Genomic DNA, 15,292 nt, shown 5'->3' on the forward strand with positions numbered 1-15,292 from the left:
CTGACTGGACGTTTAATCCACGCTCGTGGCGAGAGTGGCGGATTCATATATCGATTCTGATGACCGGGCGGGTCCTCTGAGCGTCGCGCCTACCCGTCCGACCTATCCGACGCCCGCTGGGCCCTGATCGCACCCCGACTGACCGCCTGGCGACAAGCCCGCACCGACGCCGGAGTCGGCGGCCGCACCGCCACCCACGACCTGCGCGAGATCCTCAACGCCATCCTCTACGTCAATCGCACCGGCATCGCCTGGCGACACCTGCCCCACGACCTGCCGCCCTACCAGACCGTCTACGCCTACTTCGCCGCCTGGAGCAAGGAAGGCATCTTCTCCGAACTGAACTACCACCTCACCGGCCTGGTCCGTGACCACCACGGGCGGACCACCACCCCGACCGCCTCCATAATGGACATCCAGAGCGTCAAGACATCCACCAACGTTCCGACCACCACCCAGGGCATCGACCCGAACAAGAAGATCGTCGGCCGCAAACGCGGCATCATCACCGACACCCTCGGCCTCCTACGCACCGTGATCGTCACCGCCGCCAGCGTCAGCGACTACACCATCGGCATGGACCTGCTCGACCAGGCCACCACCGCCCATCCCACCCTGGCCAAGACCTGGGTCGACGCCGGCTTCAAAAACCGCGTCGTCGAACACCACCGCGGCTGCCCGACCACGCCTGGATCAACCAGCCAACCCACCAGGAACCGTCTCCGTTTGACTTGACAACTACCGCGCGGCCTGTGCATCGGCTACCTCGCGCAGTTCCCCGCCGAGCAGCCGCCACCTTTGGCCGTGGCACCACAAGGCATCAGAGAGGGCGCCAGTCATCCTCGAACGTCGAGGGATACGCGCCCGCAGGCAAGACCGGACGTAGCGCCTCGAAGACCCGCGCGGCCCGCTCCGGCGTGTAGTCGGCGACACCGGCAGACGCACGCAGCAACCACCCCCCGGCAGGCAGTCGCTCCACCCCGATGAAGGCACCGTCATCCGCCACCTTCCGCACCCCACCGAGCCGGTCAACCACGGCGTCCGACACCACGGTCACCCAGGAATACCCCCGCAGCACCTCATCGACCTGCCAAATCGTCCGCCACGGATCAAATACAGCGCATACTCCAGCCCGGTCATGTACTCGATGCCGTAATCAAAGCCGATGAGCCCGAACAGCGGCCCAGCCTGCTCCGCAGCATCCCGGAAAAACCGATACAGGCCGTCCTCACGGCCACTGTCGGCCAACAGAAAATCACGCGGCGCCGACACACCGAGCAACGCCAGCGTACGCCCGTCGACCTCGTAACGGTCGACACTGATGCTCAACTGACGGACGATCCAGTCACCACCGGCGACCGCAGTGTTGAACTCGTCGACCCACTCCCGCTCACTGGCATTGAGACTGTAGGCCTTGAACACGCCGCTATTCAGGTCACCCAGAAACCGCTGCCACTCCTGCGGGGTGTACGCGTCGCTCTCACTGTCATCGCCACCACCCTCCGTCACCCGCTCCAGACACACCTCCACCCCGAACGGACAAAGCACCTCCGGCAGCGACGCGCCCACCGCCTGAGCATCAGCCGTCTCCCTCAGCTCATGGCCAAGCCGACGCCACCCGGACTCAAACCAGTCCCGGATCACGCGGTCACTCCGCCCACCATCACCGGACACATCAATGACGAGCTGCGCATGCACCAACTGCGGCCGCCGACGATCCCCCATCTGGCCCTCCCTCGTCGGGCGATCCTACGACTACCCCGACAACTGACGGGCGGACTGACACTCCACGTCCTCATCGCCCCTACCAGGGATCGCAACATCGCGACGGCGCTCTTGAGCGCGGCCCGGTCTGGTCCTCATCGCCCCTACCAGGGATCGCATGTTGGTGGCCAGTTGAGATTCCCCAGTGGCGGCCACTTGGCGGGGATGGGGTTGACCCGGTTTGACGGACAGGGTCGATAATTTGATCTCACGCTACCCTGCGGGTTGGCCTGCGGGAATAGGCGGTCTCCTCGTACTCGCTGGGGCTGAGATAGCCGAGGGTGGAATGCCTGCGGCGGGTGTTGTACCAACCCTAATGGCAACCGAGGACGCCCGTACCAGCCGATGGCCGTCGAGCCGGGGAATCGAGAGCGGCGCCTCGTTGAGGATCGTGGCCGTTGCTGACGCCTGTAGAAGTGGCGGGGCGTTGACCCTGGATATCGAGAGGGGCGCGCGGCGGCCGCGACGATCGACGGGGATGATCGTTTGGTGGTTCGCCGGCGGGCTGAGCCTTGGTCAGTCGTAGGCCTGGAGCCTTGCGCTCCGGCGTCTGGTCCCCTCGACCTGAAGGAGCAGAGTGATGATCGCCAGCACGCTCAGCCGGGACGAGCTACTCCAACTACCCGCCATGATCGATCTCGCGACCGCCGCTCGGGCGCTCGGCATCGGCCGGACCAAGGCGTACGAATTGGCGAAGATCGGCGAATTCCCCTGCCCGGTGCTGCGGATCGGAACGTCCTACCGGGTACGCACGGCAGACCTGCTAAAGCTCATCGGCATCGAGCGAGACCAGCCCGGCCGCGAAAACCGTCCAGCCCGGACGGACAGCTGAACGACAGCTATCGGGGTGGGTCTGCCTCGTCCGGCGCCGGGGCAGCCCACACCGGCCGGTATCGGCCGGCGAGCACGTCATCGACGAGCAACGCGACGACCCCCGACGGCGTGAGATCAGGCCGCAGCACCGCCAGCCGTTCGATCTCCGAAGGCGTGAGCCGGATCTTGACCTGCTGATCGCGCTTCTCGCGGGCAGGCAACGGCGGCAGGTTCTCGGCAGCAGAACGCCGTCGCGGCATTCCTCAACTCCTCGGCGAGCAGCTCGAACGGTGGGGATGACGAGTCGAGGTTCCCACATCCCACACCGCCCACCACCAGCCACCACCACACGAGCCAATTCGGTACCATTAATAGGTACCGCTTTACGGTGCCGCGATATCGGCTCACCGCTCTGGCCTCAGAACCCTGAGGCCAGAGCGCCAGCCCTCCCCCTTCGCGAAAGGACAGGTCCCACGTGAGCAGCTCAGACCCGATCAAGAAGATCACTCTTCGCAACGGCAAAACCCGCTACCGGTTCGTCCTCGACGTCGGACGCAAACCGGACGGCCGCCGGGATCAGTGGACGTACACCTTCGACACCAAGAAAGAAGTCCGGGCCGAGTACGCCCGGATCAAACACGAGACCGACCGCGGCACGTACGTCCGGTCCGGCAAGGTCACGGTCGACGAGTTCCTCGACGAGTGGTTGGCATCCGCCACCCGCGACGTGGAGGAGGCCACGGCTTCGAACTACCGGGACGCGCTCCTACCGGTCCGGGCTCGACTCGGTGGAAAGCCGCTCCAGGACGTCAACGAGGCAGACTGAGGTTCCCCCCGGGATGTGGACACCGGGTTATGCCGCGATCTGGTGCAGCGTAGTCGGTGTAAGGGTTTGTTCGTAGTCGGCGGGGCTGAGGTAGCCGAGTGCGGAGTGGCGGCGTCGGTGGTTGTAGAAGGCGATCCACCGGAACACGTCGCGGCGGGCGTCGGCTTCGCTGGTCCAGGTGCGGCGGTCGACGTCGAGTTCGCGTTTGAGGGTGGCGAAGAACGACTCGGCCAGGGCGTTGTCGTACGACGATCCGACGCGTCCCATGGAACGGCGGACACCGTGGCGGCGACAGGCGTCGGCGAAGCCACCGCCGCTGTTCGAGCCCCTGTCCGAGTGGAAGATCACGTCCTGGACGTGGCCGCCGCGGGCGGCGACCGCAGCGTCGAGGGCGTCGATGACCAGTTCCGCGCGCATGTGGGTGTTGATCGACCAGCCGATCAGGCGGCGGGTGGCGATGTCGATGACGGTGGCCAGGTAGAGCCAGCTCTCGCCGACGCGTAGGTAGGTGATGTCGCCGCACCACCGCCGGTCCGGTGCGGCGGCGGTGAAGTCGCGGCCGATCAGGTCCGGCACCGGCGGGGCGGCCGGATCCGCGATGGTGGTGCGTTTACGGCGGCGCAGGTGCCGGCCCACCACGTCGCGTTGCCGCATGATCCGCTCCACCCGCTTGCGGTTGACCCGCACGCCCTGGTGGTGCAGCTCGACGGTCACCCGTGGGGAGCCGTAGGTGCCGCCGGAGTCGGCGTGAATCCTGGTGATCTGCTCAGCGAGGGCGTCTTCGCCAGCAGCGCGTTCCTGCCGGGTCGGCTCGCTGGCGACCCACCGGTAGAACCCGGAGCGGGATACCGCCAGGATCCGGCACAGCCGCTTGACGCTCCAGATGGCGCGGTGGGTGGAGATGAACCGGAAGCGGCTGGTCACCGATCCATCTCCTTCGCGAAATAGGCAGCTGCCTTACGCAGGATCTCCTTCTCCTGCCGCAACTCAGCCACCTCACGCCGCAGCCGGGCGATCTCCGCGTCCTTGTCCGCCACCGACAGCCCGTCCCCACCCGATGCCGAGCCCGTCCCGGTCTGCCGCTCCTGCTTACGAACCCAGTTCCGCAGCGTCTCGTGACTCATCCCCAACTCACGGGCGACCTGGTTGATCGGCCGCCCCGACGAACGGACCAGGTCAACCGCGTCACGCTGAAACTCTTCCGTGTACTTCGATGGACGCCCCAACGGGGACACCCCTTCCTCTGGACCAACATCCAGTCTCAGGGTGTCCACATCTCAGGGGGAAGCCCAACCCTGGAATTTTGATCGATCCTGTCAGTTAGGCGATTACACGTTCAGGTCAGATGCTCGGCGAGGCTACTTGAAAGCTGCACACGGGACCTGGCACTCGCGCACGCCCAAGCCCAATCGTGGAAGCCCGGCTCCGCGCCCGTAGTCAGCAGGCCATCGCCACGTTAAGACCAAAGATCCTGATCACGCCGCGCTGCGGACCCCACACGGTGCCCGTGGTCGTACGGGCCACCCTGGTCCCATTTCTCGCCGTGACCAGCCGCTACTCAGGATGGACGGCGCCCTGCATGCTCCGCGTCGCTATGGGCGACCCTGCGTAGCTAGGATCAGACCGCTTAGCGCAGCATCACGGATCTCGAGACGAGGCTCCATGGCCCACGTGGACGATGAGTTCCCGCAGCACCTTCTCGGCTACCGACGTGACCCGAAATGGCGGGATATGTCGGACTATCTAGTTCACTTCACCGAGAACGAAGTCAATCTCGTTTCGATCCTTCAGGAGGGTGAGATCCGGCCGGGAGGACCGTTCGGCTCGGCCGCAAATCTGGAGGACCGGCTGGGCTCCCAGAAGTCGGTCTGCCTCAGCGAGGTTCCTCTGGACCAACTCAACAGGCTGATGGCGCGTCACGGACGGTATGGGCTGGGATTCACCCGTGACTTTATACGCCAGCGAGGAGGTGCGAGAGTCTGGTATCTCGATCGAGATGCGCCAGCACAAATCGCATTCAACGAAATGGTTCGCCAGGCGATGATAGGCGGCGTCAATCCTGCTGCAGAAATCTGGAGGTTGACACCCTTCATCGATCGCGTAACGCCGGGAAAGTACGAATTCGAATGGGAGAGGGAGTGGCGGGTTGTTGGAGGACTCAGTTTCGAGCATTCCGATCTCGCATTTGTGCTTCTCCCGAACGGCGACCGACAGAAAGTGGAACAAGATTTTGCACTCGAGGCCCCCTACATTCACCACGACGGTAGCGCAACCGGCTGGAGTGCGATCCCGGAAGCCCTGGGAAGCAAGCTCGATGAAATGACAGCCAAATTCCTCGAAGAATTCGGCGACCCGAACAATCATTTACCCTGGGATGAAGGAGAGTACGTCTGGCTCGTGCCCGAGTGGAGCACAGAAGGTGCGGTTGAATACCTTTTCTCGGAACTAGGAGACAGTGTCCGCGAGCAGCTCGTTGGCCACTTGGATAGCATTAGCTTTCAGTGGCTACGGATCCGCGACATGAGGGAGCTCGCCGAGGGCGCCCGCTAACTTGATCTTTAACCTGCTGGGTGGCGGCATCGACCCTATCATGGGAACAGCCCTTGATCGATCATTCCTCTTGTCTAGGGAAAAAGATCGCAAACCAAGGGCTGTCTGGTGATCAGTGTGCACGATGCCGGGGCGACCGATGAGGTCGGGCGGTTGGCCGCGTTTCGGTGGAGTTCCACGCCTGTCTGACCGCTCGCGGGGACGCGTTGTTCGAGCTGGCCGACGCGCTGTTATGTGGTGACGCGCCGGTGCGGTCCCTGGCGGAGTTGTCGTTGGTGGACTACACAGGGCGCACGAGGCCGACCTGGCGGGTTACGCTACTCGGCATAGGTGGGTCCGCTACTTGATCGCTCATTATCGATGTCGTGGGCTAACCCTGATCAGCAAGCATCGAGAGGGCGCTGATTAGCGGTCCAAATGAGCGCCTTTGCCACGAGGACTCATCTGTCAAGTTTATCAGCGCGGTCATCTCGCGAATGGCGTGTTGGTGAGCGCCAGTCTGAAGGAGACGGATAGCTGAAATCATCCTGTACTCAAGTGAAGCGTCGCGCGCCATCAGAACTTCACGCCAGAGTTGCTGTGCCCCCCGCAGGTCTCCAGCAGCGGCGAGATGGTCCGCCACTGCGGCGCGGTCGCCAATGGGCAGATGTCGATTCATGATCGCATCGAGAATGTCCTCCGAACTGGCAAGCCCAGCGGCTGTAATCCACGCTTTGGCGGCGGTAATGATACAGAAGGGCTGCTCCGTGCTGGTAGCTATCGCCCGGGCTGCTAGCCACGTCGCCATCTCGACCAGGCCGTGTTGGGCACATGACTCAGCCACGATGGCGCATTCCCACCCGCCCAGGGCCTTGCGTTGCTCCAGGATCAGGCGCAGCTCGTCGGCGACGGTCGGGCCAGTAATCTCAAGCCATGCCTCAACGGCGCCCTCCAGGTCCAATCCGTCGATCCGCGGCGCGGCGACGAGATCCTTGGCAATTGCAACGGCTTGATCTCGACCCCCTGCCTCCGCTAACGCGGACAGGATCCTGCCCGGCCCGGATATCGGCTCGGTTGCACGCCGCTGCAAGTGGCTGGACAGGGTTTCTCGGATCGAGTCGCCAGCTGTCATCAGCCAGGCGTTGACCGCATTGCGGATGTCGTAGCCGTCCGACTCAGGGTCGAGCACGACCTCGCTAGCCAACGACGCGGCCTCGCTGAGATGACCTGCTTTAGCCAGCCCTTGCGCGACCGATGCCCGGTCCTCCGGTGCCCGCCGCTCTTGTAAAGCGGTGAGGACGAATGTGGGATCGGGATTGTCTGCGGTGGACAAATAGGCGGCGACGGCCTCGTCGAGTCGCCATGACGGACACGCTGGATCGGTCAGTGCCAGCCTCGCCAGTTCATGAGCCTCGGCTCGTAGGCCAGCTTCTGCGAACGCCTCGCTGATCTCGATACAGTGATGTGGGGACTGGCTTGCCTGTTGACGCACGGCGTCGGCGATTCGGCCAAGGTCGCGGTCGTCAGCGATTCGCAGCCATGCCTGGACCGCCGTCCGTAGCGCGGACGGGTCTAGTGAGGCGTTGCTGACGACGATCTCGCTGATGGTGCCTGCCGCATCGCTATCCGAGTTGGCTAGTTCGTTGGCGGCGTCTGCGCGGCTGGTCGGGTGGGCGTGAGGATCGTGTGCCAGTCGGACTAGCAGCGTTTCGGCGAGCGGGTCTTGCGGGTCGAGGTCGCGTAGGGCACGTGCGATGCGCACGGTGTCGTCGTCCTGGGCCAGCGAGACGATTCGCTTAAGAATCGGCAATGCGACTGCGGGGTCAGCCGCTCGCCCGAGTGCTGTCGCGGCCTCGATGCGTAGCAGTAACGGCAGCTGAGGGTGCTCCGCCAGGTAGGTTAGGCGCTGGGCGACGGTCGGGTTTTCGGCGAGAGCGCCGAGGACGTCCATGATCGAGAAGACTGGGGTGCGCGAAAGGCTTGCTCGCCCAGCGACATCTGCGACGCGGCCACTTTGCTCCAGGACGGCGTTGCCGATGGCGAGGTCCACTAGCCGGTCGACGACGAGTTGGGCGTCCTCCGGCGGCGTGACGGGCATCTCTGCCATCACACGTCCAGCCAGCATCGCGCGTTCAGGGTTTCGGGCGAGCAGTCGGCGCAGGATCAGCGATACGTTGTTGCCAGGGCGTCGGCTCCACATGACGAACAGGAACAGTACGAAGCTGCGGTCGGCGGGCTTGAGTCCGCGGGCTATCCAGGAATCCAGGTCGGGGAAGGTCGCGTCGATCCTCTCGGCATGCGCCTCGGCGGCCAGGTACTCGGCGAACGAGTGGTGCAGAAACCGCGGCCCGTCGCCTTCGTAGACGAACAACCCGCTACCGATGAGCAACAGTTGAAGGTCTTCCTCCCATCCAGGCGCACGGTTCACGTCGTTGGGTGTGTGGCTACTCACCCACTCTTCAGCCACGCGAGCAAGTGACTGCTCGCTCTCCAGTCGCGTGAGCGCCAGGTGCTGAATCAGCTGGAGACGGTGCTGGTGAATCCACTTGGCAAGGGGGTACCGGGTTGGATGGCCAGCCTCCAGCCTCCGAAGCTCTGCCGATGTTCCGCGCCCGCTTGCCTCCTCGTCGATTAGGTAAGCGAAGAAGCGCTCATATAGTTCGAGCCGTCCCGAGGGCAAGGGGCGGTTGGGTTCCAGCGTGTATGAGATGGCGGCGATGGTTGCCAGCAACGGGTTCCGTACGAGATCACGCAGTCGGCTGTCCCCGGTCTGGCGTAGGAACCGATCCGCCGACTCCTCCGCGTTCGTCACGTCCTGAGCGGTGAACCACTGTCTGGCGAACGTCTCAAGTTGTTCGCGTCCGAACGGCTCGATGCTGTAGTGGCCGACTTGCCGCGCGCGGAGCGGCGCGAACTCGGTGTCGGGAAGTTTGCGGGTGGTGACGACGACGCGGTAAGGCCCGGCTGGCCGGCAGTGGGTCGCGATGGCTTGGATTACATCTCCCCGCGCCGTGCGGTCGACGATTTCGTCGAGACCGTCTACGATGATCAGCCAACGGGTGCCCTGCAGGGGCCGCTCGAAGATTGCAGGCAATGGGCTCGTCACGAGTCGCATGCCCAGGGTTTGACCAGTCGCCTTTGCTAGGGCTTCGCTCCACGTCGCTGAGCCGGCAAGTGCACGGGCTGGCACACGAAGCGGTATCACCGGCTCGCGCAGAGGTGCGTCAGCACCGCTGCTCAGGCGAAGCCAGATTCGCGACAGCCGCAATGCAAGGTACTGCCCGAACGTCGACTTGCCCGCGCCGGGTTCGCCAGTCACGACTAGATGTTCGTGGCGGTCGAGCGCCTCCGCGACTTCTATGACCGAATCGGTGGCGCTTGCGTCGGGTCGGTCCTTGTCGTCCGTCTGGTCGCTGTGGCCGTCAGGCCGCTCCGGTTTGGCTCCGGCCTGCAGTCGAGCCTGCTGACGGACGTAGACCGTCGATAGCGGTGGCGCCTCAACGCCGAGCAGCCGATAGGGCAAATGATCTACGGCTCTGCTCTGGGCCTCCAGGATGTCGTGCAAGGCGAGTTCCGGCCACGGCAGCTCGGCCCACGACTTGAGTCGCCGGCTTACCTGGTCCCGCTGTGCCAGCGCTGAGCGTTCCATCGCCTCCTTGGCTCGCCACCAAAGAGGCTCGACTTCTTCGGCCTTCCGACGTAGCGCAACGGCGACCGCCTGCGTCGACTCCAGCGACAGGAACCGGGTTCCCTTGAACAGTCCATAGATCTGGTTCTTGTCGAACGGATGCCGTTGAACGAAGGCGTTAATGCTGGTAAAGCCCGCATCGGCTAACGCCTGCCGCAGCCACGTCGACAGCTCGGCGAGTTCGGCGTGGACCTGCTGCTTGCCCTGCTCAGGTCGGCCACCTGGCATCGCGTCCTCCGGCTAGGGGTTTCCTGAAGTTTCTCCACGGTAGAGGGAAACCGAACCGAGCCGCGACAGTCGGTGACAAGCAGATAGGCGACTGCTCGACGGAGGAGACAAGATGCCCGACCTTCAACTCGTGATCGCGCTGGCCACGCCCCTTTCTGCCGTACTTGTGGCCTTGCTGAACTATCGCAGCGTAGCGATGGCCGAGCGATGGCGGACACGACGCCTGTTGATCAAGCTTTGCAGCGAGGGAACTGCCGGACGTAACCCGCTCGCGGCCGCCGAGGACGAGACGACGGAGCCGCTGGAATGAAGTAAAGTTCCCCTTTCTCGTGCGGCAACACGGGTCCATTGACCTGCGCATCGTATTGCTACGTAACGTCACACACTGAACTCCGGTGTGGAGCCGGCCTTTCGGTCCGCCAGGTAGGGCGCCCAGTCCCGGCGGGCGTGGCCGGCCCACCGGATGGCGGTGACGCCGATGCAGAGCAGGTCAGCGAGTACGACCGGAGAAGGTCTGCGGCGAGGCCGGCGAGCGCGGTACTTCGGCCGGCCCGAGGTCGAATGCCGTGGCGTTTGAGGGTGTTCTGTACCGCGCTGGGTTGGCGGGTCGTCGATGCAGTCCAGGAATCAGGGGCCCGTCATCGTTTTGGTGGTGCCGATGGTCCACCGGCGGCATGTTTCGTTGCCAGAGCAGGACCCGGGTGAGTACGGGTGGGTCGAGCAGGCGATGGCGGGCCACCACGAGGGGGTTTTGTTGCCATGCTGCTCGATCTGCCCGAGGGTGATGCTGGTCAGCCGGGTGACGGACGGCCCGAACAGCAGGACCAGGGCGCCAGCGATACGAAGGTTAATACTCCAACGTCATTTGGCCCGGCCGTTGGGCGTGGCGCGGGCATGAAGACGGCCACCGCGTGATCATCGATGGTTTGTGAAGACAACCGAAGATCGTGCGGTGGCCGCGTGCCACAGCGTAGACCCCGGCCGGTGGCGGGTCGTCCTGGACGAGGCGGTGACGCGTGTCGCGGGCCGGTTCGTGCGGGCCGAGCCACGGGCGACGGCCGGACGGTTCGTGGAAGGGCTGCTGTCGGATGCGGAACGCAAGACCTGCTGGTCGCTTGCGGAGCGGGCGGGTCACGCTGATCCGCAGGCGATGCAGCGGCTGCTGCGTACGGCGGTGTGGGATGCCGACGCCGTCCGCGATGATGTGCGTTCCTGGCTGATCGAGCAGTTCGGGCATCCCGACGCGGTGCTGGTGACCGATGAGACCGGCTTCTTGAAGAAGGGCTGGTGTTCGGTCGGGGTGCAGCGGCAGTACACCGGTACCGCCGGACGTGTGGAGAACAGCCAGGTCGGGGTGTTCCTGGCCTATGTCACCCCGCATGGGCGGGCGCTGATCGATCGTCGGCTCTACCTACCGGAGACGACCTGGTGCGACCAGCCCGATCGCATCGCCGCCGCCGGCGTCTCCGACCAGATCGAGTTCGCTACCAAGCCGGCCCTGGCCCGGCAGATGATCACCGACGCCCTGGACGCCGGTGTCCCGGTCGGATGGGTGACCGGTGACGAGGTCTACGGCGCAGACCCTGGCCTACGCGGCGACCTCGAACTCCGCGAGATCGGCTACGTCCTGGCGGTCGGCTGCGACCGACGCGTGGCGGTCAACGACGGCCGCACCCTCGTACGCGTCGACGACCTCGCCGAGCGGATCCCCACCCGCCGAGTGGCAACTGCACAGCTGCGGACCCGGGGCGAAAGGTCTACGCGAGTACCTGTGGGCCTGGATCACCACCGCCACCCAGCCAGGTGAGCACCGGTGGCTGCTCATCCGCCGCAACCGCACCACCTCAGAGCTGGCCTTCTACCTGTGCTGGTCACACCGCCCAGTGCCGCTGCACACCCTCGTCACCGTCGCCGGCTCCCGCTGGAGCATCGAAGAGCTGTTCCAGACCGGCAAAGGCCAAGTCGGCCTGGACCACTACCAGGTCCGCGGCTGGACCGGCTGGCACCGATTCATCACCCTGGCCATGCTCGCCCTCGCCGTCCTGACCAGCCTCACCGCCCAACAGCCCGACACCGACCCGAAGACCATCGCGCTGACCGTCGCCGAGGTCCGCCGACTCCTCAACGCCTTCGTCCTCACCGCTGCCTTACCGCCGGAACACATCCTGCACTGGTCAATCTGGCGACGAACAACCCAAGCCCGAGCCCGCCGATCCCACTACCAGCGCAGACAGGCCAAGTGACGTTGGAGTACTAACCAGCGTGCTCGATATCGATGGTTCGTCACAAGGGGAAGGCGGCATCGAGACGGTAGCCTGCATCGGTGGCAACCCAGGCTCAGGTACGCGGCTACCTCCTAGAGGAGGTCCTGGCCTGGCTGTTGCGCAACAACGGTTACGTGCTGCTGACCGAACCGGCGTCCGGGGACCCGGCACTGGAGATGAACGGTGCCGGGCTCACAGTGCGCGGACGAGGCGCCCGCCACCAGGCCGACGTGCTGGGCGAGTTCCCGTTCACACCGCCATTTTCCCTGCCGATCCGGATGTTCGTCGAGGCAAAGAGCTATCAGCCCACGGACCCGGTAGGGCTGGGCGTCGTACGCAACGCTTGGGCCACCGTGGCCGACGTGAACGAGTTCGACGTGGGGTCGAGCCTGAGTCGGTACCGGTACGTGTACTCCCTGTTCTCCACGTCTGGGTTTACCGATGACGCGGTCGAGTTTGCACTGAAGCATCAGATCAGCCTCGTTGACCTGACGTTGCCGATGTACGACGCGCTTCGCACCGGGGTCGAGCAGGCCGCGTCGACGGTGCACCCCTATGTCATAGGGGCCGGCAGCGTCGAGCGGTTGCGCCAGCTCGTCCGCCATGTCCTCGGCACGGCGGACGTGCAGCTGCCTCGGCAGATCCCTGGACGGCAGACTCAGCTCGACACGATCCGGCAATTCCAGTCCGACCTGGAAGACAGCTTCGGAGGCGAGTTCCTGCTCGCCTTCCCGCCCGCGCCGTTCGTGCTCGCGCTCACCGGGGACATCGGTCGGTTCCTGCGCCACGCCGAGCTAGGGCACGATCATCGGATCAACATCCTCCGTGACACCGAGGATCCCACCGCCACCGGGTGGATCATCCGGCCCGCTAACGACAGTGGTCCTGCCGACAGTAACGATTTCTCCTACACCCTGCGGTTCAGCCTGCCGCCCTACGTCGAAGAGTGGCTCATGATCCACCGGCGGAACGCCCGACAGCTCAAGCAGACCAACCTCGCCACTATCATAATCTACCGGTTGTATGGCGGTATCCCGCAGGCGTACCAGCTGCGCTACGTACCTCGGCCGCCTCCTATCCAGGCCGTCCGATGACCTCACCAACCACCTTCGACCTCGGCGCATGGCTACTCAAGTGCAACCCAGCCATGTGGGACCTACCGAGATTCATTGGCGATGGCAACCACACCATCCGCAGCTGGACAGTAAGCCGGTACCGCGAGCGGTTCACGGCCGGACAGCCGGTGCTGTTTTGGGTCACCGGGCCGACCGGAGCATTCCCAACACCGGGTCTCTGGGGCGCCGGGGTCGTCACGGCCCACCTCAGGCCGCTGGAGATCACCACGGTTACTGGCTGACCTCGCCACCCGAACCCGGCTTCGTGCGGTGGCTACCAGTCGACATCACGCTGTTCTCCGCACCCGTGCCAAGGTCCGTGCTAGCCGACGACCCCCGACTGCACAGTCTGGAGGTCGTCAAGAATCCGAAGGCCGGTAACCCCCAGCGGGTAACGACCGACCAGTTGACGACGATCGGGCGGTATCTCAGCGACCGAGACACCGCCAGCTACGGATCGATCGCACAAGCTCGCGCTATTGTGACTCACGCCTACCGCAGCAGAGGCTGGCAGGTCGAACGCGCAACCACAGCCGGCTCAGACCTAACGTGCCGGCACGGTGCGCAGGTGCTCCAGATCGTCACCCGCCCGGTCGGCGAGGTCATCATCGGACGCGCTGAAGTCGCTGCCGCGGCCGCCCCGGACTGGCGGCTCATCGTCGTCGACGGACTGGACCTCATCGAGTTCGACGGACCCGGTGCCCTTAACCGTGCCGAACCGATCGCCTACTGGATACCACCGCTATAGGCGAACCGCGTTCCTGTGAGTTGTCCAGCGAGCCACCCGCCTGTATCGACACCGACAAGCTTTGCCCGCTACCCCCGCGAGCCACAACGGCAACGAGCTATCCGGCAGGGTTCGCCTCCCGACACGAACTGTGGAAGTACGCCATGGTCGGTCCACACAGCCGTCCGTGATCGACAAGAGCTGCCCTTGTCGGAACAGCATGCTGAGCCACGACTCAGCAATGGCCAACATCTCCGGCTGGAGTACCGATCATCGACACGCTCGGCGACGAGTGGGTTCTTGCCCTCGGCTCGGTGCCAGCGACCGCCCTCCCTGCTCGGCTGTGCAGACCTTCGTGCACGGCGGCCGCTGGTAGCGATTACCTCTTCATCCCCCAGCGATTTAGCTACGAATGCCGATCTTGAGCGGGTCATCACCGGTGCCAGCCCGGTAATGGAGGAATCTCGCCATCTTGCCCGTCGTCGGTGAGCCAGCATGCCATCGCCCAGACCACGATAGAGACCATCCGTCGGCGGTGCTGAGCCAGCCGGCAAGGGCTGCGGTTCGTGCCGTGGAGAGTCGTATGAGACGTTCACTTAGACGAGGCATCCGGGGTGTCAGTCCTCGAACCACTCAACGTGAGCGGCCCCTATCGGGTTTACGACTCCGTTCGGCACCGGCGCTCCGAGGCGTCGCAACAGATCTTCGACGCCATCTGCGAAGCCGCCGGGGTGGTCGTCACGGAGGAGTTCGACACCGACGTGGACGCCGTCATCGTACGACGAGCGGATTCGGAGACGCGAGCATGTCGCACAGCCCGAGATCGCGGCATTCCGCTCTTCCGCAGCGACGAGTTCACCGGCCGGATCGCGGAGGCGATGCTGTCTCGGTTCGTCGGAGCCGCCACAGGCGCGGCAGAATGCGGCACGCTCGGTCAACGTCGGAAGTGCAGCCGGTTCCTCGACGCCGGCGTGAGGAGGTGCCCGGAGAGTCCTGCTCGGTCCGGGCCTCGCCAATCCTCATCACGGCGCCGCTGCAGGCTGCTCGACCGGACCTTGATCTGGAACCAGCGGCACCTACTCCACGCCCTGCGCGAGTTCGAACAGTTCTACAGCGGACACTGACCACACCAGGGCATCGCGAACGCACGCCCGCTGTACTCGTTACCCGCACCGATCGCCGATCCGGACAAGCTGACCCGCCTCAAGTACGAAGACGTCAGCGCGCCGGCTACATCCTCCACGAGTACGAGCATGCCGCATGACCTGCGCGGACGAGGTTTTCGGCAACTGCATCGCCAGCGCCGCTGCCGGACCATGGCGTGCTGGCGTCCGGGGC

12 protein-coding genes and 3 pseudogenes are annotated in these 15,292 nt (G+C 64.8%); 10 read left to right on the forward strand and 5 right to left on the reverse strand.

Annotation, left to right across the window (positions count from 1 at the left end):
• Positions 1-75: 75 nt before the first annotated feature.
• Positions 76-666, forward strand: a pseudogene (locus tag Vgi01_RS25740) (IS5 family transposase); the annotation flags it as partial.
• A 154-nt stretch (positions 667-820) separates the two neighbouring features.
• On the opposite strand, the gene Vgi01_RS25745 reads toward Vgi01_RS25740, so the two are convergent.
• Positions 821-1,057, reverse strand: coding sequence for a hypothetical protein (locus Vgi01_RS25745; RefSeq protein WP_204292791.1), 237 nt, complete (start codon positions 1,055-1,057; stop codon positions 821-823).
• Positions 1,054-1,725, reverse strand: coding sequence for a hypothetical protein (locus tag Vgi01_RS25750; RefSeq protein ID WP_204292792.1), 672 nt, complete (start codon positions 1,723-1,725; stop codon positions 1,054-1,056). The genes Vgi01_RS25745 and Vgi01_RS25750 overlap by 4 nt, the downstream gene beginning before the upstream one ends.
• A 619-nt stretch (positions 1,726-2,344) precedes the next feature.
• On the opposite strand from Vgi01_RS25750, the gene Vgi01_RS25755 reads away from it, so the two are divergent.
• A complete protein-coding gene (locus tag Vgi01_RS25755) occupies positions 2,345-2,596 on the forward strand; it encodes a helix-turn-helix transcriptional regulator (RefSeq protein ID WP_204292793.1) in 252 nt (83 codons plus the stop codon).
• Positions 2,597-2,603: 7 nt separating this feature from the next.
• Here Vgi01_RS25755 and Vgi01_RS25760 read toward each other — a convergent pair whose 3' ends face one another.
• Complete coding sequence (locus Vgi01_RS25760; RefSeq protein ID WP_204292794.1) at positions 2,604-2,837, reverse strand: hypothetical protein; 234 nt, start codon at positions 2,835-2,837, stop codon at positions 2,604-2,606.
• Positions 2,838-3,052: 215 nt separating this feature from the next.
• Here Vgi01_RS25760 and Vgi01_RS25765 point away from each other — a divergent pair, with 215 nt between their 5' ends.
• A complete protein-coding gene (locus tag Vgi01_RS25765; protein WP_204292795.1) occupies positions 3,053-3,403 on the forward strand; it encodes a hypothetical protein in 351 nt (116 codons plus the stop codon).
• A 27-nt stretch (positions 3,404-3,430) separates the two neighbouring features.
• Here the strand turns inward: Vgi01_RS25765 and Vgi01_RS25770 are convergent.
• Positions 3,431-4,629 (reverse strand): IS3 family transposase gene (locus tag Vgi01_RS25770; protein WP_373307038.1). Its coding sequence is split into 2 segments (ribosomal slippage): positions 3,431-4,360 and positions 4,363-4,629, totalling 1,197 coding nucleotides; the frame shifts between segments, so codons are not numbered across the junction.
• Positions 4,630-5,065: 436 nt separating this feature from the next.
• Between Vgi01_RS25770 and Vgi01_RS25775 the strand changes: the two genes are divergently transcribed.
• Both Vgi01_RS25775 and Vgi01_RS31635 read left to right on the forward strand, forming a co-directional pair.
• Positions 5,066-5,953 (forward strand): abortive infection system antitoxin AbiGi family protein, encoded by an 888-nt coding sequence (locus tag Vgi01_RS25775; RefSeq protein ID WP_204292796.1) that lies wholly within the window; start codon positions 5,066-5,068, stop codon positions 5,951-5,953.
• Between the two features lie 108 nt (positions 5,954-6,061).
• A pseudogene (locus Vgi01_RS31635) lies at positions 6,062-6,231 on the forward strand (NF041680 family putative transposase); the annotation flags it as partial.
• Positions 6,232-6,323: 92 nt separating this feature from the next.
• Here the strand turns inward: Vgi01_RS31635 and Vgi01_RS25780 are convergent.
• Complete coding sequence (locus Vgi01_RS25780; RefSeq protein WP_204292797.1) at positions 6,324-9,848, reverse strand: NACHT domain-containing protein; 3,525 nt, start codon at positions 9,846-9,848, stop codon at positions 6,324-6,326.
• 112 nt (positions 9,849-9,960) lie between these two features.
• Here Vgi01_RS25780 and Vgi01_RS25785 point away from each other — a divergent pair, with 112 nt between their 5' ends.
• The 5 genes and pseudogenes from Vgi01_RS25785 (at position 9,961) to Vgi01_RS30880 (ending at position 15,078) form a co-directional block, all read left to right on the forward strand.
• A complete protein-coding gene (locus Vgi01_RS25785; RefSeq protein ID WP_204292798.1) occupies positions 9,961-10,158 on the forward strand; it encodes a hypothetical protein in 198 nt (65 codons plus the stop codon).
• 699 nt (positions 10,159-10,857) lie between these two features.
• Positions 10,858-12,091: pseudogene (locus Vgi01_RS25790) on the forward strand (IS701 family transposase).
• 80 nt (positions 12,092-12,171) lie between these two features.
• On the forward strand, positions 12,172-13,206 hold the full coding sequence (locus Vgi01_RS25795) for a PDDEXK family nuclease (RefSeq protein ID WP_204292799.1): 1,035 nt from the start codon (positions 12,172-12,174) through the stop codon (positions 13,204-13,206).
• A gap of 589 nt (positions 13,207-13,795) precedes the next feature.
• Entirely contained in the window at positions 13,796-13,975 is a 180-nt protein-coding gene (locus Vgi01_RS25800) for a hypothetical protein (RefSeq protein WP_204292800.1), read from the forward strand.
• A gap of 593 nt (positions 13,976-14,568) precedes the next feature.
• Positions 14,569-15,078, forward strand: a complete 510-nt coding sequence (locus Vgi01_RS30880) for a hypothetical protein (protein ID WP_239089155.1) — start codon at positions 14,569-14,571, stop codon at positions 15,076-15,078.
• Positions 15,079-15,292: the final 214 nt, after the last annotated feature.

Source organism: Micromonospora gifhornensis (genome assembly GCF_016863515.1).
GTDB classification, from domain to species: Bacteria; Actinomycetota; Actinomycetes; order Mycobacteriales; family Micromonosporaceae; genus Micromonospora; species Micromonospora gifhornensis.

What these genes read in the sequence shown, in the direction of transcription:
- Vgi01_RS25750 (WP_204292792.1), bottom strand. Translation starts at nt 1,725, where the DNA reads ATGGGGGATCGTCGGCGGCCGCAGTTGGTGCATGCGCAGCTCGTCATT.
- Vgi01_RS25755 (WP_204292793.1), top strand. Translation starts at nt 2,345, where the DNA reads ATGATCGCCAGCACGCTCAGCCGGGACGAGCTACTCCAACTACCCGCC.
- Vgi01_RS25760 (WP_204292794.1), bottom strand. Translation starts at nt 2,837, where the DNA reads ATGCCGCGACGGCGTTCTGCTGCCGAGAACCTGCCGCCGTTGCCTGCC.
- Vgi01_RS25775 (WP_204292796.1), top strand. Translation starts at nt 5,066, where the DNA reads ATGGCCCACGTGGACGATGAGTTCCCGCAGCACCTTCTCGGCTACCGA.
- Vgi01_RS25780 (WP_204292797.1), bottom strand. Translation starts at nt 9,848, where the DNA reads ATGCCAGGTGGCCGACCTGAGCAGGGCAAGCAGCAGGTCCACGCCGAA.
- Vgi01_RS25785 (WP_204292798.1), top strand. Translation starts at nt 9,961, where the DNA reads ATGCCCGACCTTCAACTCGTGATCGCGCTGGCCACGCCCCTTTCTGCC.